Origin of the sequence: Anaerotignum sp. (genome assembly GCF_031981185.1) — a bacterium.
Classification (GTDB): domain Bacteria; phylum Bacillota; class Clostridia; order Lachnospirales; family Anaerotignaceae; genus Chakrabartyella.
On the sequence record NZ_DALYUL010000004.1, the window covers coordinates 138,700 to 163,688 of the forward strand.

Consider the following 24,989-nt stretch of genomic DNA (forward strand, 5'->3'; position numbering starts at 1 on the left):
GGGAAGCTCCTTAGGAATGCCTATTTTGGGAACCACGGAGACAATCTCTGCTTTTACTTCAGAGAGTATCAGAAATTATTATGAAAGAAACTATCAGCCGGAAAATATTGTGCTATCAATCGCAGGAAATTTTAAAACTGACGAAGTGATGGAAGAGCTGAACAGAGCCTTTGGGACTTGGGAACGAAAGCTACCCTTTACCCAATATGATTCAAAAGCAGAATATCATATCGCTCATGTGGTACGGGAGAAGGATGTGGAGCAGGTGCATAGCTGTGTAGCTTTTCCCAGCGTAGAACGTGACCATCCAATGAAGTATGCCCTTGGTGTATTTAATACCATTTTTGGCGGTGGAATGAGTTCTAGATTGTTTCAAAGGGTGCGGGAAGAAAATGGTTTAACCTATTCCATTTATAGCTACACCACGTCGTTTTCTGATTCGGGGTTATTCTCGGTTTGTGGAGGAATGAATCCCAATCAATTGGAGAAGGTATATGAACTTATCTTGCAGGAAATTGAAGATGTAAAAAAGAAACAATTACCACAAAAACTCATTGATGTGACCAAGGAACAGTTGATTAGCAACTATATCATTGGTACGGAAAGTACGTTGAATAGAATGACAGCATCAGGATCTGCATTGCTTCTGCGTGGTGTGGTTCAGGATTCGGAAGAGGTCATTGGTAAGCTTAGCGAGGTAACAGCCCAAGATATTTTGCAGGTTACAAATATGATTTTTGATACGGAAAAAGTGAGCTGGAGTGCAGTAGGAAACGTAAAAGGAAAAGATATTGACAAAATAGGAAAAAAAGTTTTTCATAAATCATAGAATCCGAGGGATAATAAGGATAGCGGTATCATTCCGTAATTCTTTTATATAGGAGGTCTTTTATGAAAACTGCAAATGCAATAGCATTAACACTGGTGATTATCGGTGCGTTAAATTGGGGATTGATTGGCTTTTTCGGCTATGATGTTGTAACCAGCATCTTTGGCGGAAATATGTTCTGGATCTCCAGAGTGATTTTTGGTTTGGTTGGCTTGGCAGGGCTTTGGTCATTATCTTTCTACAATTCCCTTGTACAAGAAAACCCTACCGTTCGTATTGCAAGACATTAATGAAAGTTGCAGCGGGAAACCGCTGCTTTACATAGAACAGGGGGAGCAAAATGCGTTTTACAAAAATGGAAGGCTGCGGGAACGATTATATCTATATCAACTGTTTTGAAGAAGTGGTGGAACAGCCTGAAAAGTTAGCCATTGCCATGAGTGAACGGCATTTTGGCGTTGGCGCTGATGGTTTAGTTTTAATAATGCCTTCGGAGAAGGCGGATTTTCGCATGCGCATGTTTAATCTGGATGGTTCAGAAGGAGAAATGTGCGGAAATGCAGTGCGCTGCATTGGGAAATATACTTATGAACGAGGTCTAACAAAAAAGGAAGAAATCTCTTTGGAAACTGCCGGTGGAATTAAATATTTAAAATGTAATATTGAAAAAGGAATTGTAAAAACAGTTAAGGTAGACATGGGTGAGCCTATATTGGCGGCGGAGAAAATTCCTGTCATGCATGAAACCAGTCCTGTGATTGGAAAAAGAATCGTAATCAATAATAATGAATTCCCGTTTACCTGTGTATCTATGGGGAATCCCCACGGAATTACTTTTGTAGAGGAAACAGAACATTTTCCCGTTGAAGAGTATGGAAAACAGGTGGAAAATAATCCGGTATTTCCAAGAAAGACAAATGTTGAGTTTGTACAGATTTTAGGAAGGGATCACATCAAGATGCGTGTTTGGGAAAGGGGAAGCGGCGAAACCCTTGCCTGTGGCACAGGTGCCTGTGCGTCGGTGGTTGCATCTATTTTAAATGGGTTTTGCGACAGGGAAGTGAAAGTGTCTCTCCTTGGTGGTGAACTGACAATCCATTGGAATGAAGAAGACAATCACGTATATATGACAGGCCCAGCTGCTTTTTCCTTTGACGGTGTTTGGTTAAAAGGCGTTTGATGTTGGAGATAGAGGAGGAAATATATGGCGAAAGATTTACATGATACCGCGGATTTAGAGGAAAGAGTGATTTTATTTGCTGTTGAGCCGGATGAACGCAATAGTCGCTCAACCATGGAAACAGAGGCTTGCTTAGACGAATTGGAAGAGTTGGTTCGTACAGCAGGGGCGGTTGCTGTGGCCAGGAGCATACAAAAGCGAGAGCGGGTGCACCCCGGTCATTACTTAGGCAAGGGCAAAATTGAAGAGCTAAAAATGATGGTGGAGACATATGGTGCATCGGGTGTTGTTTGCGATGATGAGCTTTCGCCGGCACAGCTGAAGAACTTAGAGCGAATGCTAGAAACCAAGGTGATGGACAGAACCATCGTAATTTTAGATATTTTTGCAGCAAGAGCAATTTCCGGTGAAGGTAAAATACAGGTTGAGTTGGCACAGTTAAAGTACCGTTTATCCCGTTTGACAGGCATGGGTGCATCAATGTCAAGATTGGGTGGTGGTATTGGCACAAGGGGTCCCGGTGAGAAAAAACTGGAGACGGACAGACGGTATATCAAAGACCGTATTGCTGAATTAAAGAGTGCGGCAAAAGAGATACAGACTCACCGGGAATTATTGAGAAGCCAAAGAGGAAAAAAGGGGACTCCTGTGGTATCTTTGGTTGGATATACAAATGCGGGGAAGTCTACACTGATTAATAAATTGACAGATGCAGGGGTTTTGGCGGAGGATAAGCTGTTTGCTACCCTTGACACAACAACAAGAAAAGTGGAGTTACCTAATGGTTCTGAAATATTACTAACGGATACCGTAGGATTTATTCAAAAGTTACCTCACCATTTGGTACAAGCTTTTCGGGCAACCTTAGAAGAATTAAAATTTGCGGATATTCTGCTCCATGTAGTAGACGCATCCAATGCCAATAGGCAGGAACAGATGCAGGTGGTGTATAAAACATTGGAAGACTTGGGATGTGGTGATACGCCTGTTATTACTGTGTTCAACAAAATGGATAGAGACGTGGAATTACCATTGCCATTGGATATGAAGGCAAGAGAAATTGCCCAGGTATCAGCATTTAATGGTGATGGATTGAATGGAATGCTGGGTATGGTTGAAAACTTATTAAAAAGTTTTCGAAAATCCATGGTGGCTTTGGTTCCTTACACAGAAGGGGGACTCATTGGATGGGTTCATGGGCGGTGTGAAATCATTCGGGAAGAGCATACGCCAGAAGGTGTTTTATTAGAGATATATGTGGATGAAGAGTCTGCAAACCGATTAGAGAAATATAAACAATAAAAGCATCTCCTAGGATTTATTAAAATTAAATCCTAGGAGATTTTTTACAGGGAAAAATGGGAACTAATTTTATTCATTTACGTTTAAAATATAAACGGCTTCTTCGTAATCTTGTCTCTTTACATAAATTTTGTATTCTGTTTGGGTTCCGACAGGTAAAATGTTACCATTACCTCGGGAATTAGTTTGCCAAAAGTTGCCCATGGTGGAGATGGTATATTCAATTTTATGGGCTGAAAGAAGATTTCGTATTTCTGCTTGCTTTTCTAAAGAATAGGTAATAAATAATTCTTTGCGGTTGAATATGGTAATCATAAGAAACCCCTCCTGATTTCAGGATATCAGGACGACGGTGGGATGGCAACCAAAAGTAACCAAATTACCGAATTGAAACCGTATTTTAAGAAAAATTTAAGCTTTCTGGTTCAATTCTGTAACAAGTATATGTTACGATTAATATTAAAAATCGACATTATTTTTTAATGTAGGGGAGTGTGAAGCTTGAGTCAAAATGTAATTCGAATTAAAAATGTAAAAAAGATTTATCAAATGGGCAAGGAACATATTCAGGCTGTAAATGGCATCAGCTTAAATATCCGACAAGGGGAAGTATGCTGTTTACTTGGAAAGTCAGGCTCAGGCAAATCCACTTTATTAAATTTGATTGCGGGATTGGAGAAACCCTCTTCCGGTGAAATTATATTTAACAAAAAACACATAGAGCGGATGAATGAGGATCAATTGGCGGATTTTAGGCAGAAATATGTTGGATTTGTATTTCAGTCATACAATCTTTTGCCAACATTAACGGCAATGGAAAATGTTACGCTACCGCTGATTTTTAAGAATGTTCCTCTGAAGGAGCGGAATGAGCGGGCGATGGAGATGCTAAAAAATGTTGGTCTGGAAGAAAGAGCCTATCATAAGCCTCATGAAATGAGTGGTGGACAGCAGCAAAGGGTTAGTATTGCCAGAGCATTTATCAACAGCCCTCAGGTAGTATTTGCAGATGAGCCAACAGGAAATTTGGACACTCGCACAACATATGAAATGATGGATTTGATTACGGCTATGGCAAAGAAAAATAACCAAACCCTAGTAATTGTAACCCATGATTTAGAGCTGGCAGAGTATGCAGATAGAATTGTTATGCTCTCAGACGGAACAATAGAACGTATCGAGGACAAAACGCAGGTTGAAGGAGAGAAAGAGTGATGAGTAAAAGGTTGTTTCAAAGGGTATTTGTATTGATTATGATGTGTTCCATGGTTCTGGGGCAAACGTCAGTCATTTTTGCAGATGATTTTAGCGAAAACGGTTCCCCCAAAATAATAGTTGGCGGGGATGGATTGATTGAGGTTGTGGCGGGACAGGAAAACCGTGCCAGCATTCAAGTGAAAAATAAAGGTGGAGCACCCGCGGATAATGTTTATGTCAGCGTAAAGAGAAGCCCCACAGATCCTTTTCGAGTGACCATTCCAGGTGGCGGTGATTTAGGAAGTGTAGGCGCAAATGGATATAAGAATGTTACATTGGTTGTTAATATTAATGGCGAGGTGAAGGAGTCAAGCTACCCCGTAACTTTGGACTTTACATATCGAAATACCAATGATTCAACTTTTACCAGTTCGGAAACAATTTACTTAAAAATGAAAGGGTTTGATGATGAACCAAGCTTTAAATTGGATGCTATGGCCCTTAGTCCAGAAAGTATGTCTCCCGGTAGCAGTGCCAACTTAAGTGGTAAAATTGTTAATAACGGTGAGAAGGATATGCAGGATGTAGATATAAGCTTAGAGAATTTGTCTACAGACAAAATCAGTTTAAGCGGTGGCTTTAGCAGTAAGCATTTTGCAAACATACCTATTGATGGCAGTGCAAATTTTGCATTTTCACTGGTAGCCAGCGCGGATATGGCGGCAGGCAACTATCCTGTGTCCATCAAGTTGAAGTACAAAGATAAATTTGGAAAAGCAGTTGAAAAAGCACAGGATTATTATGTGAATGTAGGTGGCGTAGCAGGGCAGAAATCTCAGTTGGAGATTCGCAATATGAAAGAACCCAGCGGTGTTTATGGCGTAAATCAGAATTTCACAGTCAGCTTTGATTTGTATAACAGTGGTAAGATTTCAGCAAAAAATATTGTGGTGAAAGCAGAACCTGTAGATGCTACTGCAGTGGTTCCTAAATCGGCAAGTGTGAAAACAATTTCTGAATTAAAGGCAGGCGCAACAACAACCCTCACCTTTACCTTTGCGGGAACTGCAGAAGCAAAATCTCAAAATTATGCAATACTTTTTACAACAGAATACACATCGAGTGGAACAGCGGTAACCTCCTTTAAGCAGTATGCGGGAGTTAATGTGAGCAATCCTAGCAAGGATGAGGAAACTGCCAGCAAACCAAAGTTAATTGTAAGCAACTATGAATGCAATCCTTTAATTGTTATGGCAGGGCATGAGTTTGACTTAAACATGGACATTTTAAATACCCATGCGACAAAAGGCGTTAAAAATATTAAAATGTTTTTAACTTTAGCGGAGGAAACCTCTTCTGACAGTCAAAAATCAGGAAATATTTTTACTCCTGTAAACAGCAGTAATACATTCTATTTTGATGCGATTGGACCAAAAGCAAAGACACAAAAGAAATTGCGTTTATATGTCGTTCCTGAAGCTCAGCCTAAGACATATACTTTGACGGTAAACTTTGAATATGAGGATGCTGCAGGCAAGGAATATACTGCAACAGAATTGCTTGGTATTAATGTAAAACAGGTTACCGAAATGCAAGTGGATGATTTTGCAATGCCTGAAACAGTGGAAATGGGTACGCCAGTTGCCGTTTCCTTTGGCTATAACAATACAGGTAAGGTAACACTGAATAATGTTATGGTTAAGGTAGAGGGCGACGTTGAGTGCCAGAACAAGAGTACATATATTGGCAACATGGAGTCAGGTAACGGAGAATATTTTGAGACTTCTTTTACGCCCAATAACAGTGGGGAAGTACCTGTAAGCATTGTGATTTCCTATGAAGATGCAACGGGTGAGTTGAAGGAAGAACGCAGAGATTTTGTATTAAATGTTACAGAACCTATGATGCCTGATGATTTAGATGATACAAATAACGAAACACCGCCCATGGATATGAAGAAAGTTATGATTTCTGTTTCCATATTAGCACTTTTGGCCATGGCATTATTTATCTTTATTAGACGTCAAAAACAAGAACCTCAGAATACTTTTGCGGAAAGCGAAAATGACATAGACGAAGAGGACGAAGATGACAGAGAGGATATGTCTTTATGAGTACGAAGGACTTATTAGATATGGCTCTTCGTAATTTGTTGAAGCGAAAGCTCCGAACATTCCTAACGGTGCTTGGTGTTGTAATTGGTACGGCTTCCATTGTTGTAATGGTATCCATCGGAATTGGAATGAATGAGAGCTTTGCCCGTCAACTTGAAAGTTGGGGGAGCCTGCAAGTAATTGATGTATATTCGCCCAATGGCGATAATGGCCGCTACATGCAAGACGATGATTTTGCAAATGATGCCAAGAAAAACGGTAAGAAAGTAAATTTGGATGCTGTGGCAGTGGAATCTTTTCGCCAAATGGCTGGGGTAGAGGCAGTTTCTCCAATTAAAAATCTTTACCTGATGCTTGGAAGCGGCAAATATGTTTCGGATGCAAATATTATAGGACTTGATCCGGCAGCTATGGAGGCTCTGGGCTATAAAATTGAAGATGGCCGGGCTTTGAACGGTGAGGATGTAAAATCCATCGTCGTAGGTGGTGGTGTAGAATTTTATGACCCTAAATTAAATTGGGAGATGAGAATGAATTCAGAACCACCCCAGTTAGAATTGGTTGGGGAAAAGGTTGAAGTTAGCTATGACTGGAGTTATGGTTCAAAACATGCTGATAAAACCATTAAATCCAATAAGTTCGAAGTGGTTGGAACCATGTCTGCTGAAGGAAGTAATGGCTGGAGTGTCATTATGCCCATAAAAGAGCTTGAAAAAATCGAGAAGGCTCAGCAAGATTGGGAGAAAAAACAGAATGGTTCTTTCGGTGGGAGAGGGCAGAAACAACAATCTCATGAATATGAACAGGTAATGGTTAAGGTAAAAGATATTAAAAATGTTCAGGCTGTACAACAGCAGATTAAGGACATGGGTTATCGGGCCACCAGCTTATCAGATGAATTGGATGCTATGAAAGAAACCACGAAAATGCTCCGTATGGTTTTAGGAGCAATTGGCGCCATTTCATTGGTAGTTGCGGCAATCGGCATTACCAATACCATGGTTATGGCAATTTATGAAAGAACCAGAGAAATTGGTATTATGAAGGTAATTGGTGCTTCTCTTAGAGATATTAAGCTGCTATTCTTAACAGAAGCTGCATTTATTGGATTTGCAGGGGGGATTTTAGGTATTGGTGTAAGCTTTGTTACATCAAAGCTGGTTAATTTTGTAGCCATGCAGCAAGGCAGTGATATGTCTTCCTCCATACCGCTTTGGTTATATCTTGGTTCCATTGCTTTTGCAACGGTAATCGGCGTTCTTTCAGGATATTTGCCTGCTCAACGAGCAATGAAGCTAAGTGCATTATCGGCAATTAAAACAGAATAATATAAATATTCTAAAGAAACATATGAAAACACACTATTTTTGATTATAAACAAAAAAATAGTGTGTTTTTTCATGGAAAAGATGATAACTCACGATTTTTTGGAAAGACTATGGAGGAAGAAATGTCATAACAAAAAGGGATTGATTTAAGATGTTAATCCAGCTGGCAGCTGCACCGGTTTTTCTAGGGCTATTTTATATTTATGTAAGGGATAAATATGAAAAAGAGCCATGGAGAATGCTCTTTCTAGGATTATTGTACGGAATTTACACGACTGCCGTGATTTATGCAGTTGGATTGGGATTGGAAAAAATTTTTCCCCATGTAGAGTCGCCCATTTATACATCCTTCATCAGCTCAGCAGGAGTTGAAGAGGTGACGAAGTATGTATTTTTGGTACTTTTAATATGGAGAAATGGTAATTTTAATGAACCTTTGGATGGTATTGTGTATGGCGTTTTTATTTCCTTGGGGTTTGCGTGGATTGAAAACATTATATATGTAACACATCCGGTTATGGGGGGGTACAGCTCTGCATTTTCCAGGGCATTTCTTTCTGTTCCGGGACATGGATTATTTGGTGTACAAATGGGTTATTATTTAGGGCTAGCTAAGTTTTTTGGAGGGAAAAAACATCTTTGGCTTGCATTTTTCGTTCCATATTTGGTTCATGCCTTATATAATTATTTTCTGCTTGAGAAATTTTCGTTTTTCTGGATTCCTTTTTGGATATTGGAAGCATGGCTATGGTGGTCAGCCCTAAGACACATTAAAGAGCTGGTACGAATTTCACCTTTTCGAGAATAAAATGACACGATTTTACTGTTGGACTTGAAATAAATAGGAAAAAGCGGTATACTGATTAAAACAGAATACTTGGCAGAAAATAACACAATTACGGAGGTCAACCAGTGGTAGAAGCGGTGAGCTGTGGAGGCGTTGTGATTTATAAGTGGAAAATTCTCCTCTTATATAAAAACCAAAACGGCAGATATATGGGTTGGGTATTGCCCAAGGGCACTGTGGAAGAAGGCGAAACCTATCGGCAAACCGCTTTGCGTGAGGTAAAGGAAGAATCCGGTGCCACCGGTGAAATTATCAAGTATGTAGGGAAAACCCAATATACCTTTAAGGGCAGTGAGGATACCGTAAACAAAACAGTACATTGGTATTTGATGAGTGCCAATTCCTTTTTTTGTAAGCCTCAAAGTGAAGAATATTTCGCCGATGCAGGTTTTTATAAATTCCATGAAGCCTATCATCTGTTAAAATTTAACGACGAACGCCAGATTTTAAAAAAAGCATATTATGAGTATAGTGAAATGCGTAAGAATAAGGAATTTCTGAAACGGAAATTTTCTGAAAAAAAAACGTAAAGGAGTAATGGAGTATGAAAAAGTATTTTGAGCTAAAACCCAGTTTTGAAGATTTGAAGGATAAAATCGTAGTATTACACAAAGAAGATGATGAGAAAAAAACATTGTTTATTGTTTTAGCAGTTCTTGCTGCTGTTTTGGCAGTGGTAGCTTTAGGTGTTGTTTATTTACTGAAAACAAAAATGGATGACGAATACGATGAAGATTGGGATTATGATTGGGACGATCTTGAAGATGAATACTGCAACGAAGATGATTGCTGCTGCACAGATAAGGATATTGATGATTCCGTAAAGGTAGAGAAAGTATAAGGAAGATGGGGCGGCAGGTGGCCGGTATGGTTTTTACTACTGACTGCGCGCCACCTCCCTTTTTTTCTTTTGGTTGGGACAAAAAAAATAGGATAGGACAAAAAAAGACCAAAGGAAGGTGTGACATGGAAGACAAACTGCAATTAATTCGTAAAATTGCACCTGATTTGACAGAAGAAATGATTAAAAGGTATCGTGTTTTAAAGACCGTACGCCTTTTGCAGCCCTGTGGAAGAAGAATGGTGGTGCTTGCTTTAGGGATGACAGAAAGAACGGTTCGCAGTGAAATTGAGCGGTTTAGTGTGCAAAAGCTGGTTCTGGTTTCAAAGACAGGTATGGTTGTTACAGAAGAGGGCATGGAAGTTTTAGAGGGGCTTGATACAGTTTTCTCCATTATGACGGGATTATCCGTTTTGGAGGAAAAGTTAGCAATGCTTTTAGGTGTTAAGCGTGTACTTATTGCACAAGGCGACGCAGATGTCAGTGAGCGTAGTCGTAAGGAAATGGGACAGCTTGCCATGCGGCATCTTTTGGAGAAGACCGATGAGAAAAGCTGTATTGCCATTACCGGTGGTTCATCTATGGAAGATCTGGTGCTTGCGGCGCCAGAAATGTCTAAGTCTATGGCTAAAATGGTTGTGCCCGCCAGAGGCAGTATTGGGAGAAGAATGGAATTACAAGCAGATACTTTGGCAGTACAGCTAGCTGAGAAATTGCAAGCGGAGTATCGACTGTTGCATTTGCCGGACAATTTAAGCGAAACCGCATTAGAGGAAATGAAAAAGCAGCCGGAAATTCTAGAAACCATACAGGAAATGGAACGGGCGAACATCTTACTCTTAGGTGTGGGCAATGCATTGGATATGGCGGAAAAACGTAGGTTAGATGCAGAAATAATGGCCAACTTAGTAAAACAGGATGCAATTGCAGAAGCCTGCGGTTATTATTTTAACCGAAGTGGTGAAGTGCTTTACAGAACCCGTTCTATTGCCATTGATTTTGATCAAATCAGCAAGATGGATGAGGTTATTGTGGTTGCTGGCGGGGAGAAAAAGGCGGAGAGCATTTTAGCTGTAAGCAAAAGCATTCCCAGTGGTATATTTATTACCGACGAAGGGGCTGCGCTGAAAATGCTGAGAGCTTTAGAGGCATAGAACATGAAGGATTATTTTTAACTCTTAAATTTGAAATTCGTTTGCTGTCTAGGGGACTTTTGCAATATGAATATTATAAAATATTGGGTTCTACAACAGAGTATATGCCATTTAATAAAGCTTTTGTCATAATGGCACCAATGGCTCAAGATGAATTGAAAATCAAAGTTTTGGGGAAAAGTATAACATATTTGGTAGAAGCAGTTCTGTGATCAGAAAGGAGACTGAAAAAATGTTAAACAAAAAATCGGTTGATGATTTACAAGTAAAAGGGAAACGGGTTTTGGTCAGATGTGACTTTAACGTGCCCTTACAGGATGGGGCAATCACTGATGAAAATAGAATAACAGCCGCCCTCCCTACAATCAAAAAGCTTGTGGAAGATGGTGGGAAAATTATCCTTTGTTCCCACATGGGCAAACCAAAGGGTGAACCAAAGCCCGAACTTTCTTTAGCACCTGTGGCAAAAAGACTTTCTCAATTGCTAGGGAAAGAGGTAGTTTTTGCTAAAGATGATACGGTTGTGGGCGAGAATGCCAAAAAAGCTGTGGCAGCAATGCAGAATGGCGATGTTATATTATTGGAGAATACACGCTATCGGAAGGAAGAAACAAAAAATGACGAAACACTTAGCAAGGAGCTGGCTTCTTTGGCTGATGTTTTTGTAAACGATGCGTTTGGTAGTAGCCATAGAGCTCACTGCTCCACTGTAGGGGTGACGGAATTTGTAAAGGAATCTGCTGTTGGGTATTTAATGGAGAAAGAAATTGAATTTTTGGGAAATGCTGTGAATAACCCGCAGCACCCTTTTGTGGCAATTTTGGGTGGCTCTAAAGTTTCTGATAAAATCAATGTTATCAACAATTTATTGGACAAAGTGGATACACTAATCATTGGCGGCGGTATGGCATATACCTTTGCTGTAGCTAAGGGGGGCAAGGTTGGAGACTCCTTGCTGGAAGCAGACAAGGTGGTTTATGCCAAGGAAATGATAGATAAAGCAGAAGAAAAAGGCGTTAAACTATTGCTTCCTGTGGATACGGTAATAACCAAGGAATTTAAGAATGATACAGAATTTAAAACAGTATCAGCATTGGAAATTCCCGATGGCTGGATGGGACTAGATATTGGTGAAAAATCCAGAGAGCTATTTACAGATGCAATTAAGGGTGCTAAAACAGTTATTTGGAATGGCCCAATGGGTGTGTTTGAATTCGAAAACTTTGCAGCTGGAACTAAGGCAGTAGCCCAGGCAATGGCGGATATTGATGCAACAACAATTATTGGTGGTGGCGACTCTGCTGCAGCGGTAAATCAGTTGGGCTTTGGGGATAAAATGACCCATATTTCCACAGGCGGCGGTGCATCGTTGGAATTTTTGGAAGGAAAGGACTTGCCGGGCGTAGTAGCAGTGCAAGATAAATAAGGCTTGAATTATGAAACGCAAGGGGAAAATATTCGCAGTGATGGTTTTGTTATGCAGTTTGCTTTTTCAGCTGACTGCTTGGGGAAAAACGGTTGTTGCCATGGACTGTGTTGAAGAAGAATTGATAGAACCGGCGGAGAAAACGATTTTTCCGCCCACAGACTATATTCCAGTATTAATGTATCATCATTTTGCAATACGAGATATGGGCGAGGGAAACGGCGTTGTTACCACCCAAGCCGAGCTGAGGGATCAAATTTCTTATTTAAAGAATGCAGGTTATGAAATTATTTCTCTGGAAACTTTGAGTGAACTCCTTCAGCGGGTGGAAAAAGAGAAGGTTCAAAATAGAAAAAAAGGAAAAGATGAATTTAGCCTCGAATTAGATAAAAAATATGTTTGCATTACTATGGATGACGGTTATTTGAGTAACTATGAATTGGCTTTTCCGGTTTTTCAAGAATATCGTGTCCCTGCCTCTATCTTTGTTGTAACGGATAGCATTACAAACCAGACTGGATTACAGAAATTTGACTGGCAGCAAGCAAAGAAAATGGTGGATAGCCGATTGGTTAAAATATATAACCATACAGCAAACCACATACCTGCGGATATGGAAACAGAAGATGAATTTCTTGACCAAGTGGACAAGGGAGAAATTGCACTGCAAACGTATCTGAGACAAGATGCCTGCAAGGCTTTGGCGTTTCCCAATGGACATTTCACCGTTGAATGCCAAGAAGGCCTGAAAGAAATGGACTTTGACTTATTATTCACGGTAGAGCAAAAGGTTATTACAAAACAAACATCACGCTACGAGATTCCAAGAATTGCTGTGGAATCCGGGTGGGATGGTCAAACTTTGATGGAAAACATAGAGCGCACGGCGAGAAAAAGCTTTGTGCCGTAAGAGAGGTGAGGTTCATGAGAAAAAAGATTATAGCAGGAAACTGGAAAATGAACAAAACGCCCAAAGAGGCGATAGAATTTTGCAGGCTGATGAAGGACAAGGTTGCATCCTCAGCAGTTGATGTAGTTTTTTGTGTACCTTTTGTTGATTTATATTCTGTTTTGGAAGAATTGAAGGGCAGTGGAATTGGTGTTGGAGCCGAAAATATGCATTTTGAGGACAGCGGTGCATATACAGGAGAAGTTTCTCCCCTAATGCTAAAAGAGATGGGAGTATCCTATGTTGTTTTAGGCCATTCTGAACGTCGTCAATATTTTGGTGAGACAGACGAAATGGTAAATAAAAAAGTTAAGAAGGCTTTAAAAGTTGGAATTACTCCTATTATGTGCTGTGGGGAAACCTTAGAGCAAAGAGAAGCAGGAATTACAATAGAATGGATTCGTATGCAGGTGAAATGCGGATTACTTGGTTTGAGTACTGACGAGGTTGAAAAAACTATAATTGCTTACGAACCTATTTGGGCAATTGGCACAGGCAAAACTGCATCTTCACTGCAAGCACAAGAGGTTTGCAAGGCTATTCGTCAGGTAGTAGGTGAGGTTTATGGTGAAGCAGTTTCAGAAAATGTAAGAATTCAATATGGCGGCAGTGTGAGTGGCAAAAATGCGGCAGAATTGTTTGCTATGGCGGATATTGATGGTGGATTGGTTGGCGGTGCCAGCTTAAAAGAAGAGTTTCAGGAGATTGTACACTATCAGAAATAACCAAGCGAGGAAAGCAAGGTGAAAATATGGGAAAAAAAACAACAGTATTGATGATATTAGACGGGTTTGGCTTGAATGAAAAAACTGAGGGAAATGCAATTAAACAGGCAAATACACCTGTTTTAGATGGTATTTTTAAAAAGTACCCTTTTGTGAAAGGATATGCCAGCGGTCGTGACGTTGGTTTGCCTGAAGGACAAATGGGGAACTCTGAAGTGGGACATTTGAATATGGGAGCTGGACGTATTGTGTATCAGGAGTTAACCCGTATTACGAAGGCAATTGAAGATGGAGATTTTTACGAAAATCAGGAGCTGCTTCATGCCATTGAACATTGCAAGAAAAATGCTTCAGCCCTACATTTATTTGGCTTGGTCTCTAATGGAGGTGTTCACAGCCACAACACCCACTTATATGCACTGCTAAGACTAGCAAAAAAGCATGATTTGGAAAAGGTTTATGTACATGCATTCTTAGATGGTAGAGATACCCCTCCTTCATCGGGAGCGGATTTTGCCGCAGAATTAGCGGAAAAAATGCGTGAGATGGAGATTGGTGAGTTTGCCACTGTAATGGGGCGCTACTATGTCATGGATCGTGATAAACGATGGGAAAGAGTGCAAGGAGCCTATGATGCCATGATTTTAGGCAAAGGCGTAACAGCTACAGATGCCATTGATGGGATCAAACAGTCTTATGATAAAGGTAAGACCGATGAATTTGTGCCACCCACTGTGATTGTGGATGAAAAGGGCATGGCAAAGGGGAAAATTGCTGATCATGATGCTGTCATTTTCTTTAATTTCCGTCCAGATCGGGCAAGGGAGATTACAAGAGCAATCTGTGACCCTGATTTTGATGGTTTTAAAAGAGAAAAGGTATTGCAGGATTTAAAGTATGTCTGCTTTACGGAATATGATGTTACCATACCCAATAAAGAGGTTGCATTTAAACCTCAGAAATTGACTAACACATTGGGAACTTATATATCCTCTTTGGGTTTAAAGCAATTAAGAACCGCTGAAACAGAAAAGTACGCCCATGTTACATTCTTTTTTAACGGCGGTGTGGAAGAACCAAATCCCAATGAGGATCGCTGGCTTGTGCCTTCTCCAAAGGTTGCAACCTATGATTTACAGCCGGAAATGAGCGCTTATGAGGTAACGGATGGTTTGGTGAAAGCAATCCGTTCTAAGGAATATGACTTAATTATTGTTAATTATGCAAATTCTGATATGGTAGGGCATACCGGTATCATTGAAGCTGCAATCAAAGCTGTGGAAGCAGTCGATACATGTGTGGGTAGAGTATTGGAAGCGCTATTGGAAACGGGTGCTAATATGTTTATGTGCGCGGATCATGGTAACAGTGACCAAATGATTGATTATGTGACCCATGAACCTTTTACAGCTCATACGACAAATCCAGTGCCTTTTGTGTTAATTAATTATACCGATGGTGTTGGTTTAAGAGATGGTGGCAGATTGGCAGACATTGCACCTACCCTTTTGGAAATGATGGGCTTGACGATTCCTGAGGAAATGACGGGAAAAAGCTTGCTGATCAGCAAGTGAGTATTTAAAGATTTCGATGGAAAAGCGGTAATCATAGTCGTTTTTTACTTTTGTTATTGTTAAAATTGTTTTTTATAGTATAGATTCGCTTTTGCCTATAAAAGGTATGAAAGATTTTGGACAGTGTTCTAAGATTTTTATAAGGCGAACCAGAAAATACAAGGAGGAAGTTACGTATGAAAGGTTTTTTTGAAATTACAGATGTTTATGCAAGAGAGGTTATGGACTCCAGAGGCAACCCTACGGTTGAAGTTGAGGTTATTGTTGATGACAGCATTATGGGTCGTGCTGCTGTTCCCAGTGGTGCTTCCACAGGAGCTTTTGAAGCGGTGGAAATGCGTGATGGTGGAGAGAGATTCAACGGTACTGGCGTGCAGAAGGCAGTTGATAATGTAAACGACATTATTGCAGAAGAAATCATTGGTATGAATGCTTTGGATCAAGTTTCTGTTGACAAAGCTATGATTGCATTGGATGGCACACCCAACAAAGCAAAATTAGGTGCAAACGCTATTCTTGGTGTATCTATGGCTGTGGCAAAGGCTGCGGCGGAAGCTTTGGATATGCCTTTATATCAGTATTTGGGTGGTTTTAATGCAAAAACTATGCCTGTTCCTATGATGAACATTATGAACGGTGGCAAGCATGCGGACAACACAGTAGATATTCAGGAATTTATGATTATGCCAGTTGGTGCTCCCTCCTTCAAGGAAGCTCTCCGTATGTGTGCTGAAATCTATCATATGCTGAAAAAGGTTTTGAAAAACAAAGGCCTTTCTACAGCAGTAGGTGATGAAGGCGGTTTTGCACCTGACTTGCCTACAGCAGATGCTGTTATTGATCTGATTAAAGAGGCTGTTGAAGCAACAGGTTACAAGTGGGGAGAAGAAATTAAAATTGCTTTAGACCCTGCTATGACAGAATTGTACGACGAAAAAGATGGCAAGTATCATTTCCCCGGAGAAAGCAAAATGGCCGGCAAAGAGATTGTAAGAACATCCGAAGAAATGGTTGCATTCTGGAAGACATTGGCTGACAAATATCCCATTGTCTCCATCGAAGATGGTTTGGCTGAGGAAGATTGGGCAGGCTGGCAGTTATTGACCAAGGAATTGGGCGACAAGGTTCAGCTGGTTGGTGACGACCTTTTTGTTACAAACACAGAACGTTTACAAAAGGGTATTGAACTGAAAGCCGGAAACGCTATTTTGATTAAAGTAAACCAAATTGGTACATTGACAGAAACTTTCAATGCAATTCAGTTAGCAAACAGAAATAAAATGACAGCTATTGTTTCCCACAGAAGTGGCGAAACAGAGGATACCACCATTGCAGACATCGTTGTGGCTGTGAATGCGGGACAGATTAAGACAGGTGCGCCTGCTAGAACAGACCGTGTTGCAAAATACAATCAGCTTCTGAGAATTGAAGAAGAACTGGACGATGCAGCAGAATTTGCAGGCATGGATGCATTCTTTAATATAAAGTAATTTAACTAAATGTGAAATAAGGCTTTTTATGGTGTATTAATCATAGAAAGCCTTATTTTTTTGTTGTAACGAAAGAAGATAAGGATGCGGACTATTGTAAATATTTCAGCAACTTATAGCTTTGGAATTAATTGTTGACCACCATATAATGAAAGATTTAGCAGGTTTGCTTAGGAAGGGGAGAAAAAATGGAAAGTACATCTGACCATTCGTATTGATAAAGCTGCGCAAAATTGGTAAGGTAATAAGAACAATTCTTACTAATGTATTAATTGCCTTGGCACTAATCAATATAATAATTCTATATGAACTCTTTAAGCAGGTGAATGTAATTTAACTTTCTAGAATTCAGAGAATTAAGTTTTAAAAATTGAGCGCTGATAAAATATCTTTATGAAGAAATTATAAGTAAAAAACGATATGTGGATTCTTCCATTTGAATCTTGTACATTTATTTTATGTTTAAAGCTAAAGTACAAATTTAAGAAATATGTTAATTATTCCCATGTGAAAAAATGTTATGATGTTAGATATACAATGATTAACACATCTTTAATAACATGATTTTTAAAGGGGGGATACATATGAAAAAAATAAAAAATCTTATTATTTTTGCTTTGGTGACAAGTTGTTTTACTGGTTGCACTGCCATTAAGGAAGAAGAAGTCTTCATGGAATCCCAAGAATTTAAAGAAATTAGCCAGGAGGAAGAGGAAAAAGCGCTGGAAAACTATGTTACAGAATTTCCTGACTATGAATTTACAGGGATATTAGATGAGACTGTGGGTGACCGTCATTTTGCGGCAGAAGTAACACCAGCGAATATTGTTGAGGATTTAGTATTTCATGACTATTACTATGATATAAAAGGGGAATACGACAAACTTTCTGGGATATATGGAGATAACGAGTCACTTAAAATTTCTGCTAGTAACGAAAAGAAAAGATTTGCAGAGGGTGCCTACATGCAGGAGTATATTATTCATAGTTTATCCACATGGATGAAGGAGGAGTTTCAGAATTCGGAATATATTTATAAACATCTAATCACAAGAGATATCTTAAAATATCAATTTTCTAAATTTGCAATTGTTCAGGTGGATATGTCTATGCAATGGTCAGAAGGGGCTTTAAAAAGGGGACCTCAGCTAGGGAATGGGGAATATCGGAGACTTTTTCTTTGCGGAAAAAAATCTGACGATGATAAGTGGAGAATTTATGAAATATACTGGGTTGATGAATAAAAAAATCGAAAAGGGCATCCTTGCTTATACAGAAAGGATGCCTTTTCGATTTTAATCATGTTTGACTATTCTTCTTTTAGATCTGTTTTTCTTCTGCTTTTGCCAGCATGATTTTAAACAAATCCTGCATGTCCATATTACCATTTCGCATAATCCATTCAATGGCACCATAAACGGGTGTTAAATGATTGGGGATGAAATCAAGCAGAGCTGCTTCTTTTTTATCTTTTAGTAGCTGAATAATCTCTAAATGCTGATCAAAGGAAGGTTGATGCTTTGACAAAGGCATTTTAGAAAGCATAAAAATTTGAAACATAGCTCCGATATTCCAATTATTGATATACAGTTTTGTTAATTGTGAGTTTCCGGCAAGGGTAACAAACAGTGTATGAAAACGGATTTCAAGTTCTGTTGCCAGGTTGAAATTTTGACTGTCAATCCCGGCAAGTTCCTTTGCCACCTGTTCCATTTCATCCAAAATTTCTCCAGAATAATCTATATTTTGAATTGCACCCTTTACGGCGTAAAGTTCAAACATTTCACGTACTTCAATAATTTCTTTTAACTGCTGTGGTGAAAAATCTGCAACGATGACACCCCGTCTGGGCAACGCGATTGCCAAACCTTGGGCAACCAGGCGGTTAATCGCAGAAACAACAGGGGTCCTGCTGATTCCTAAAGAATCAGAGATTTCCTGTGTGGATAATTTTGATCCAGGTGGATATGTACCGTTTTGTATGCGTGCCCGAATTTCGCGAAAAGCGTAGTCTAACAGAGATTCCGCATGCTCCATATATTGTACCTCTTTCTTTCTAATTTACAAATTCAATTTAAAAAACATGAAATAAAATTCAAAATGATTCTTTATTTATTATAATGCTTCAAATTCACATTGTAAACCCTAGTCATTCATCTTAACGAAAAATGTGCCAGAACGCTGAAAGACTCTGAAATTGGGCATTTGGTTTTTTTGTATTTTATAGGTTGTATATCAAGGTTTCTGTTTGGTCAAATTAATTGTGAAGCAAAAAAAATATTTTTGTTTCAAAATCAGCGGCAGTCGGGAGTGGGACTTATGTGGTTAAAAAAAGAAAATAAGCGCCGTCTATTGATACCTGTTGCGGCGGTTCTGATCCCAACACTGCTCTGGTGCAGTGTAAGCTGGCTTCTGCCGAATAATTTGACACTTTTGGAGGGTGAGAGAACGGAAATTGCCACGCAACTTCCAATTTCGGCCAAAACAGAGGAAAGCGTTGGCGTTTTGGGTGTTACCACAAAACCATTGGCAGACGCTTTTCATTTGTCTTTAGGTTCCTCCATTTTGGCAAATCCTATTCAGGCAGGAACAACAAAAGTAACCTTTTATTTATGTAATGCGGTGCCCATAAAAACCATAGATGCAACAGTAATACCAAAAACCATGTTAGTTCCTGTTGGCAGAACTGTTGGTGTAAGCCTTGATACAAAAGGTCTTTTGGTTCTGGGAACAGGAGAAGTAAGTGTGAATGGAAATGAAACGAAAGAGCCTTGCAGAGGTCTTTTAAAATCCGGAGATCTTCTGCTAAAAGCAAACGGAAGAGAGCTTATCAATAAAGAAACATTTATTGATGTGGTTTCTAAAAGCAACGGAGCAAAAATTGACGTATTGTTAGAAAGAAAGGGCGAACAAAAGCATACCTCATTATCTCCAGTATATAGCCAGACTGAACAGGCCTTTAAATTGGGCGTTTGGGTAAGAGACAGTATTCAAGGCATAGGCACAATAACCTTTTATGACCCAAAATCCAATCAATTTGGTGCATTAGGGCATGGTGTTTTTGACGTTGACACCGGAGGATTGATGATTATTAAAAAGGGGACAATTATTTCGTCGGAATTGACGGATATTGTTAAAGGGAAAAAAGGCGAGCCAGGAGAACTGACGGGGATAATAGAACGTGATAAAGAACTAGGAACAGTAAGAAAAAACACCGAAGTTGGTATCTATGGAACTTTAAATCAACCAGATGAGTTTAGTGGCACTGCTCTGCCCATAGGGTTGAAACAAGAAGTAAAATTAGGTAAAGCTGAAATTCTATCCAATATTGAGGGAGTAGATGTTTTAAGATACGAGATTGAAATTGAAAGCATTGGTAAAGGAAGCGGCAAGGACATGATGATTCGTGTTACAGATAAAAGGCTATTAGAAAAGACAGGCGGTATTGTTCAAGGAATGAGTGGAAGCCCCATAATACAAAATGGCCAACTGATTGGAGCAGTGACCCATGTGTTGGTAAATAGTCCCGAGCAAGGTTATGGAACCTTTATTGAATCTATGCTTGGGGAAATGAACAAAAAATGAGTTTTGAAGATTTTCGGATAAAGGAGATATTTCTAGATGAGAGATATCTCCTTTATCTAGTCTTATTGTATAGAAATGGCTGATTTTATAATATTTTTTCAATTAGTATACCATAAAAACTACAATGATTATTATGTAGACATCTACATCCTACAACATTTATAGGTGATAGTGAATAATATTTGTCAGATTTTATACTAAAAAAATATTTCATACTATTTTTCATTTTATTTTTTATTAATTAATACTCAATTGTAATTTTATAGGAATGTTTGGTGAGTAAAGATTGACAAAAAACTTTGAAAGGTAAAAATCTTGCGAAATGTTCTCGAATACTGACGGATAATTATTTCCATGTTATAATAGTGCTTGCGGGAGAAAGGAAGGGAAGCCTTTTCAACCGAAAAACTTAATTTAAGAATGGGGGAGTCAAAATGAACGAATCAGAAAAGTTAAAGGTAGTTCTTGCAGATAGGGATGGTTTCTATTTGCAAAAACTAAAGCGTTGCTTAGAACGCAAGGGTGATATGACTGTTGTCGGCATGACAGACAGTGGCCCAGCGGTTCTGGAGATGGTCAGAAAGCTAAACGCAGATGTTGTACTCCTGGATATTCTTTTAGGAGATCGTGATGGCTTTTGGGTTTTAGAGAGTCTCAAGAAGCTAGGTAGCGATTGTATTTGTATTTTGATTTCGGCAATGGACAGCGATAAGCTGGTAAGAAGAGCAATTGGACTGGGTGCTGATTATTATATGGCGAAACCCATTCAAGGCGAACTGTTGCTGGAGCGTATCCACCAATTAGTAGAAGGCGACAACAGAGAAATGCAAGAATCAATTGGCAGTACCAAGGAAGAAGCGTCGATATATGTGATGGAGAGCAGTTATCACAATTTAGAAGCAGATATATCGGCAACACTAAGTCGAATGGGAATTTCTGCAAGTATTAAGGGGTATCACTTTATCAGAAGAGCAATTATGATGGCAGTTGATAATGAAGAAGTTTTAATTGGGATTACAAAAGGGTTGTATCCTGATATTGGTAAACTATTCAAAACCTCGGCAAGCAAAGTTGAAAGGGCAATTCGTCATGCAATCGAAAGTGCATGGAAGAAGAATGGTCAACAGGTGTATTTTGAAGTTGTTGGGTATTTGACGCCGGACAAGCCTACAAATGGACAATTTATTGCTGCTTTAACAGAATATTTCCGTATTCGTCAGAATGAGGTTTCTAAAAAAATCAGTTAACAAATAATATGAATCAAGTTTTTTGTAGAAACCCTCAAAATATTAAAATTTTCCCTCTTTGCGATTTGCAAAGAGGGTTTTTTGATTAAAAAATAAGATTTTGAATATAGCAATGCAAGAAACGAAATAAAATGATGGAAAAATATTACAGTTAAGTTCTTTCTCTCCAAGTCCTACTATAATTATATAGAATAAAAAGAATGGAGATGAGAATGTGGTAAGATATGCAGATGGACATTGTGATACCATTGTAAGACTTTTTGAAAAAAATCAGGAGTTGTTTTCTAATGACGGGCATATTGACATTGTTCGTTTAAATAAGTTTAGTGCACCGCTGCAATTTTTTGCAATTTGGCTGGATTCTAATTATCATCCAATTTCCATGCGGCAAACTATGAAGTATATTGAATTTTATTATAGTCAGTTGCAGAAAAATGCTCAGGCAATTGCCCATATCAATAGCTATTCGGATGTGATAAAGAACGGGCTAGAAAATAAAATCAGTGCGTTGCTTGCTTTAGAGGGAGGGGAAGCACTTGAGGGGGAAATTTCTGCCATTCGTACCTATTATCGTTTAGGTGTTAGATCCATAACGTTGACATGGAACCATCGAAATCGGCTGGCTGATGGTGTGGCAGAGGAGGACAGTCGTGGAGGGTTAACAAGGTTTGGACGACAGGTGATTGAAGAGATGGAAGAGTTGGGAATGCTTGTTGATGTTTCACATCTTTCGGAAGCGGGGTTTTCAGATGTTGTAAAATTTGCAACAAAACCCTTTATCGCCAGTCACTCTAATGCAAGAGCAATTTGCGATGTACCACGAAACCTAAAAGATAATCAGTTGCTTAAAATTGCAGAAAAGGGCGGTGTGGTAGGCCTAAATTTGTATTCTCCTTTTATCGTGAAATATGGACAGGGTGGTATTGATGACATTTTAAGCCATATTCAACATATGCTTTCTGTTATGGGAGAAGATTTTATCGCTTTAGGTACTGATTTTGACGGAATTCACTTAACACCAAAGGAAATAAACGGTGTTCAGGATATGGACGCGTTATTTATAAGAATAGAAAATGAGTTTGGAAAAGTGGTGGCGGAAAAAATTTTTTCTGAGAATTTATTGCGTGTTTTGAAGGAAGTATTGTAAGAAATAAAAAAAATGTGGGAGTGACAAGAGAGCCTCATTTTTATATAGTGCCGCATTAATGGCAAGGAGTAAAAATACCGAAAAAGAGTTTAAAAAAGGAAAAATATTTATCATTTATTGCAGTGCCAAATTCATTAAATATCTTGCCTTTATTAATGCTTTTTGATAATATGTTTAAGAAGCAAAACAAATTTTTTTTAAGAAATTGTTAGTTTCCTTGATGAAAATTAGGATGTTCTTTTATATAAATTACAATTATGAGGTGTAGAATTTATGGAATTATCAAGAAAAGCATTGTGTATCAAACCCTCAAGTACTATGGCTATATCTTCCAAAGCCACGCAATTAAAAGCGGAAGGTAAGGATATTGTAACTTTTGGTGTAGGAGAACCTGATTTTGATACACCTGAGCATATACGTAAGGCGGGCATTGCTGCCATTGAAAGCGGGAAAACAAGATATACTGCAGCCGCAGGTATTCCTGAATTACGACAAGCGGTATGTGACAAGCTGAAGCACGATAACGATTTAGAATATGAACCAGCGCAGGTTATCATCAGTAATGGTGCCAAGCACTCCTTGATGAATGTTTTTATGGCAATTCTAAACGATGGAGATGAAGTAATTATTCCAGCACCATATTGGTTGAGTTATTCAGAAATGGTAAAAATTGCTGGTGGTGAACCGGTTATTATACATACAAAAAAAGAAAATCAGTTTATGTTGACAAGAGAAGAACTGGAGCAAGCATATACTAAGAAAACAAAAGCTGTAGTATTGACCAGTCCATCTAACCCAACTGGCATGGTAACATCATATGAAGACTTAAAAATGATTGCTGATTTTGCAGTTGAGAAGGATATTTTTGTTATTTCCGATGAAATTTATGAAAAGTTGATTTACGATGAAAACAAAAAGCATATTAGTATTGCATCGTTAGGCAAGGAAATCTATGAAAGAACTATTGTAATTAATGGTGTTTCCAAAAGCTATGCCATGACAGGATGGAGAATCGGCTATGCAGCGGCACCCTTGGAGGTTGCAAAACTTATGGGTTCTTTGCAGTCTCACATGGCATCCAATCCCAATACCATTGCCCAAATGGCAACTTTGGCAGCGCTGAATGGTTCTCAGGATTGTGTAGCTGAAATGTGCGTTGAGTTTAAAAAAAGAAGAGATTATATTTTTGAAAGAGAAGAAGCCATTCCGTTAATTCAGGCATTAAAACCGGAAGGTGCATTTTACTTATTTGTTGATGTTTCTAAGACATACGGCAAAAAGCATGAAGGTGTGGAAATTAATTCTGCGGCTGACTTTGCAACGGTTTTACTAGATAAAAAATTTGTAGCGGTTATTCCATGTGCTGATTTCGGGATGCCTGATTATATCAGGCTTTCCTATGCAACCAGCATGGAATTGATCAAAAAAGGTATGGATCGCTTGAGAGAAATGATTGAAGAATTAGTGTAAGTAAAAAAGTGTTTTACTGCTTTTCCCATAGAAAGGGGTTATTTTCATGAGCTATGAGGTATTGGAGAGTAACGAAACTTACAGAGGAAAAATTCTTAGAGTAACCATTGATAAAATCGAGATGCCAGATGGAAATGCAGCTTATCGAGAAACTGTACTTAGAGATAAAAATGCAGCGGCGGTATTACCGATTATGAATGACGGAAGGCTGCTTTTTGTTCGTCAGTATCGCCATGCTTTTGGGGAAACGCTTTTGGAAATTCCGGCGGGTGTTTTGAATGACTGCGAGGTATGTGAACTTTGTGTTCTCAGAGAGCTGGAAGAAGAAACAGGGCAAAAAGCCGGCAGATTAGAATTTCTTTGTGAATTTTATCCTTCTGTTGGTTTTTGCTCAGAGACAATTTCTCTCTATTTTGCGTTTGATTTAACCCAAGGGCAGCAAAAGCTAGATCCGGATGAATTTATTGAACTGGAAAGCTATACGCTGGATGAGGCTCTGGAAATGATTTTTTCAGGGCAGATAAAAGACGGAAAAACAATCGCTGCGGTGTTTGCATATAAAAGCAAGCATATTTAACGCAGAC

Annotated in this window: 24 protein-coding genes; 22 read left to right on the plus strand and 2 right to left on the minus strand. The window is 39.0% G+C overall.

The window, feature by feature from the left end; translation table 11 throughout:
- From RTK36_RS03535 to hflX, 4 genes are all read left to right on the plus strand, one after another.
- Positions 1-829, plus strand: an 829-nt coding sequence (locus RTK36_RS03535; protein WP_312044405.1) for a M16 family metallopeptidase, incomplete at its 5' end; no start/stop codon positions are given.
- A gap of 62 nt (positions 830-891) precedes the next feature.
- Positions 892-1,119 carry a DUF378 domain-containing protein gene (locus RTK36_RS03540; RefSeq protein ID WP_066052285.1) on the plus strand — a complete coding sequence of 76 codons (228 nt, stop codon included), beginning with the start codon at positions 892-894 and terminating at the stop codon, positions 1,117-1,119.
- A gap of 50 nt (positions 1,120-1,169) precedes the next feature.
- The gene (gene dapF / locus RTK36_RS03545) at positions 1,170-2,009 is read left to right on the plus strand and encodes a diaminopimelate epimerase (RefSeq protein WP_312044407.1); all 840 of its coding nucleotides are present in this window, start codon (positions 1,170-1,172) and stop codon (positions 2,007-2,009) included.
- Positions 2,010-2,033: 24 nt separating this feature from the next.
- On the plus strand, positions 2,034-3,311 hold the full coding sequence (gene hflX / locus RTK36_RS03550) for a GTPase HflX (RefSeq protein ID WP_312044409.1): 1,278 nt from the start codon (positions 2,034-2,036) through the stop codon (positions 3,309-3,311).
- Positions 3,312-3,380: 69 nt separating this feature from the next.
- On the opposite strand, the gene RTK36_RS03555 is transcribed toward hflX, so the two are convergent.
- Positions 3,381-3,626 carry a hypothetical protein gene (locus RTK36_RS03555; protein ID WP_312044411.1) on the minus strand — a complete coding sequence of 82 codons (246 nt, stop codon included), beginning with the start codon at positions 3,624-3,626 and terminating at the stop codon, positions 3,381-3,383.
- Between the two features lie 234 nt (positions 3,627-3,860).
- Here RTK36_RS03555 and RTK36_RS03560 point away from each other — a divergent pair, with 234 nt between their 5' ends.
- The 13 genes from RTK36_RS03560 to RTK36_RS03620 all read left to right on the plus strand — a co-directional run bounded on the left by RTK36_RS03560 (position 3,861) and on the right by RTK36_RS03620 (position 18,200).
- The gene (locus RTK36_RS03560; RefSeq protein ID WP_312044466.1) at positions 3,861-4,526 is read left to right on the plus strand and encodes an ABC transporter ATP-binding protein; all 666 of its coding nucleotides are present in this window, start codon (positions 3,861-3,863) and stop codon (positions 4,524-4,526) included.
- Complete coding sequence (locus RTK36_RS03565; protein ID WP_312044413.1) at positions 4,526-6,622, plus strand: COG1361 S-layer family protein; 2,097 nt, start codon at positions 4,526-4,528, stop codon at positions 6,620-6,622. Before RTK36_RS03560 ends, RTK36_RS03565 begins: the two co-directional genes overlap by 1 nt.
- Positions 6,619-7,950: an ABC transporter permease gene (locus tag RTK36_RS03570; protein ID WP_312044415.1), complete on the plus strand. Its 1,332-nt coding sequence runs from the start codon at positions 6,619-6,621 to the stop codon at positions 7,948-7,950. Before RTK36_RS03565 ends, RTK36_RS03570 begins: the two co-directional genes overlap by 4 nt.
- A gap of 151 nt (positions 7,951-8,101) precedes the next feature.
- On the plus strand, positions 8,102-8,758 hold the full coding sequence (locus tag RTK36_RS03575) for a PrsW family glutamic-type intramembrane protease (protein ID WP_312044418.1): 657 nt from the start codon (positions 8,102-8,104) through the stop codon (positions 8,756-8,758).
- A gap of 104 nt (positions 8,759-8,862) precedes the next feature.
- Positions 8,863-9,327 carry an NUDIX hydrolase gene (locus RTK36_RS03580; RefSeq protein ID WP_066052263.1) on the plus strand — a complete coding sequence of 155 codons (465 nt, stop codon included), beginning with the start codon at positions 8,863-8,865 and terminating at the stop codon, positions 9,325-9,327.
- Positions 9,328-9,341: 14 nt separating this feature from the next.
- Positions 9,342-9,638, plus strand: coding sequence for a hypothetical protein (locus RTK36_RS03585; RefSeq protein WP_312044420.1), 297 nt, complete (start codon positions 9,342-9,344; stop codon positions 9,636-9,638).
- A 125-nt stretch (positions 9,639-9,763) separates the two neighbouring features.
- A complete protein-coding gene (locus tag RTK36_RS03590; protein WP_312044422.1) occupies positions 9,764-10,792 on the plus strand; it encodes a sugar-binding transcriptional regulator in 1,029 nt (342 codons plus the stop codon).
- 232 nt (positions 10,793-11,024) lie between these two features.
- Complete coding sequence (locus RTK36_RS03595; protein WP_312044424.1) at positions 11,025-12,218, plus strand: phosphoglycerate kinase; 1,194 nt, start codon at positions 11,025-11,027, stop codon at positions 12,216-12,218.
- 40 nt (positions 12,219-12,258) lie between these two features.
- Positions 12,259-13,128, plus strand: coding sequence for a polysaccharide deacetylase family protein (locus RTK36_RS03600; protein ID WP_312044469.1), 870 nt, complete (start codon positions 12,259-12,261; stop codon positions 13,126-13,128).
- Positions 13,129-13,142: 14 nt separating this feature from the next.
- Positions 13,143-13,892 (plus strand): triose-phosphate isomerase, encoded by a 750-nt coding sequence (tpiA, locus tag RTK36_RS03605; RefSeq protein WP_312044426.1) that lies wholly within the window; start codon positions 13,143-13,145, stop codon positions 13,890-13,892.
- Between the two features lie 26 nt (positions 13,893-13,918).
- A complete protein-coding gene (gene gpmI / locus RTK36_RS03610; protein ID WP_312044428.1) occupies positions 13,919-15,466 on the plus strand; it encodes a 2,3-bisphosphoglycerate-independent phosphoglycerate mutase in 1,548 nt (515 codons plus the stop codon).
- A gap of 176 nt (positions 15,467-15,642) precedes the next feature.
- Positions 15,643-16,956, plus strand: coding sequence for a phosphopyruvate hydratase (gene eno, locus RTK36_RS03615; protein WP_312044430.1), 1,314 nt, complete (start codon positions 15,643-15,645; stop codon positions 16,954-16,956).
- A gap of 584 nt (positions 16,957-17,540) precedes the next feature.
- The gene (locus RTK36_RS03620) at positions 17,541-18,200 is read left to right on the plus strand and encodes a hypothetical protein (protein ID WP_312044432.1); all 660 of its coding nucleotides are present in this window, start codon (positions 17,541-17,543) and stop codon (positions 18,198-18,200) included.
- A 76-nt stretch (positions 18,201-18,276) separates the two neighbouring features.
- Here RTK36_RS03620 and RTK36_RS03625 read toward each other — a convergent pair whose 3' ends face one another.
- Positions 18,277-18,993, minus strand: a complete 717-nt coding sequence (locus tag RTK36_RS03625; protein WP_312044434.1) for a GntR family transcriptional regulator — start codon at positions 18,991-18,993, stop codon at positions 18,277-18,279.
- Positions 18,994-19,275: 282 nt separating this feature from the next.
- Here RTK36_RS03625 and spoIVB point away from each other — a divergent pair, with 282 nt between their 5' ends.
- From spoIVB to RTK36_RS03650, 5 genes are all read left to right on the plus strand, one after another.
- Complete coding sequence (spoIVB, locus tag RTK36_RS03630; protein WP_312044436.1) at positions 19,276-20,541, plus strand: SpoIVB peptidase; 1,266 nt, start codon at positions 19,276-19,278, stop codon at positions 20,539-20,541.
- 434 nt (positions 20,542-20,975) lie between these two features.
- The gene (locus tag RTK36_RS03635) at positions 20,976-21,788 is read left to right on the plus strand and encodes a sporulation initiation factor Spo0A C-terminal domain-containing protein (protein ID WP_312044438.1); all 813 of its coding nucleotides are present in this window, start codon (positions 20,976-20,978) and stop codon (positions 21,786-21,788) included.
- 214 nt (positions 21,789-22,002) lie between these two features.
- On the plus strand, positions 22,003-22,935 hold the full coding sequence (locus tag RTK36_RS03640) for a dipeptidase (RefSeq protein WP_312044440.1): 933 nt from the start codon (positions 22,003-22,005) through the stop codon (positions 22,933-22,935).
- A gap of 273 nt (positions 22,936-23,208) precedes the next feature.
- Positions 23,209-24,405, plus strand: coding sequence for a pyridoxal phosphate-dependent aminotransferase (locus RTK36_RS03645; RefSeq protein WP_312044443.1), 1,197 nt, complete (start codon positions 23,209-23,211; stop codon positions 24,403-24,405).
- 46 nt (positions 24,406-24,451) lie between these two features.
- Positions 24,452-24,982, plus strand: a complete 531-nt coding sequence (locus RTK36_RS03650; protein WP_312044445.1) for an NUDIX hydrolase — start codon at positions 24,452-24,454, stop codon at positions 24,980-24,982.
- The last annotated feature ends 7 nt before the right edge of the window (positions 24,983-24,989 follow it).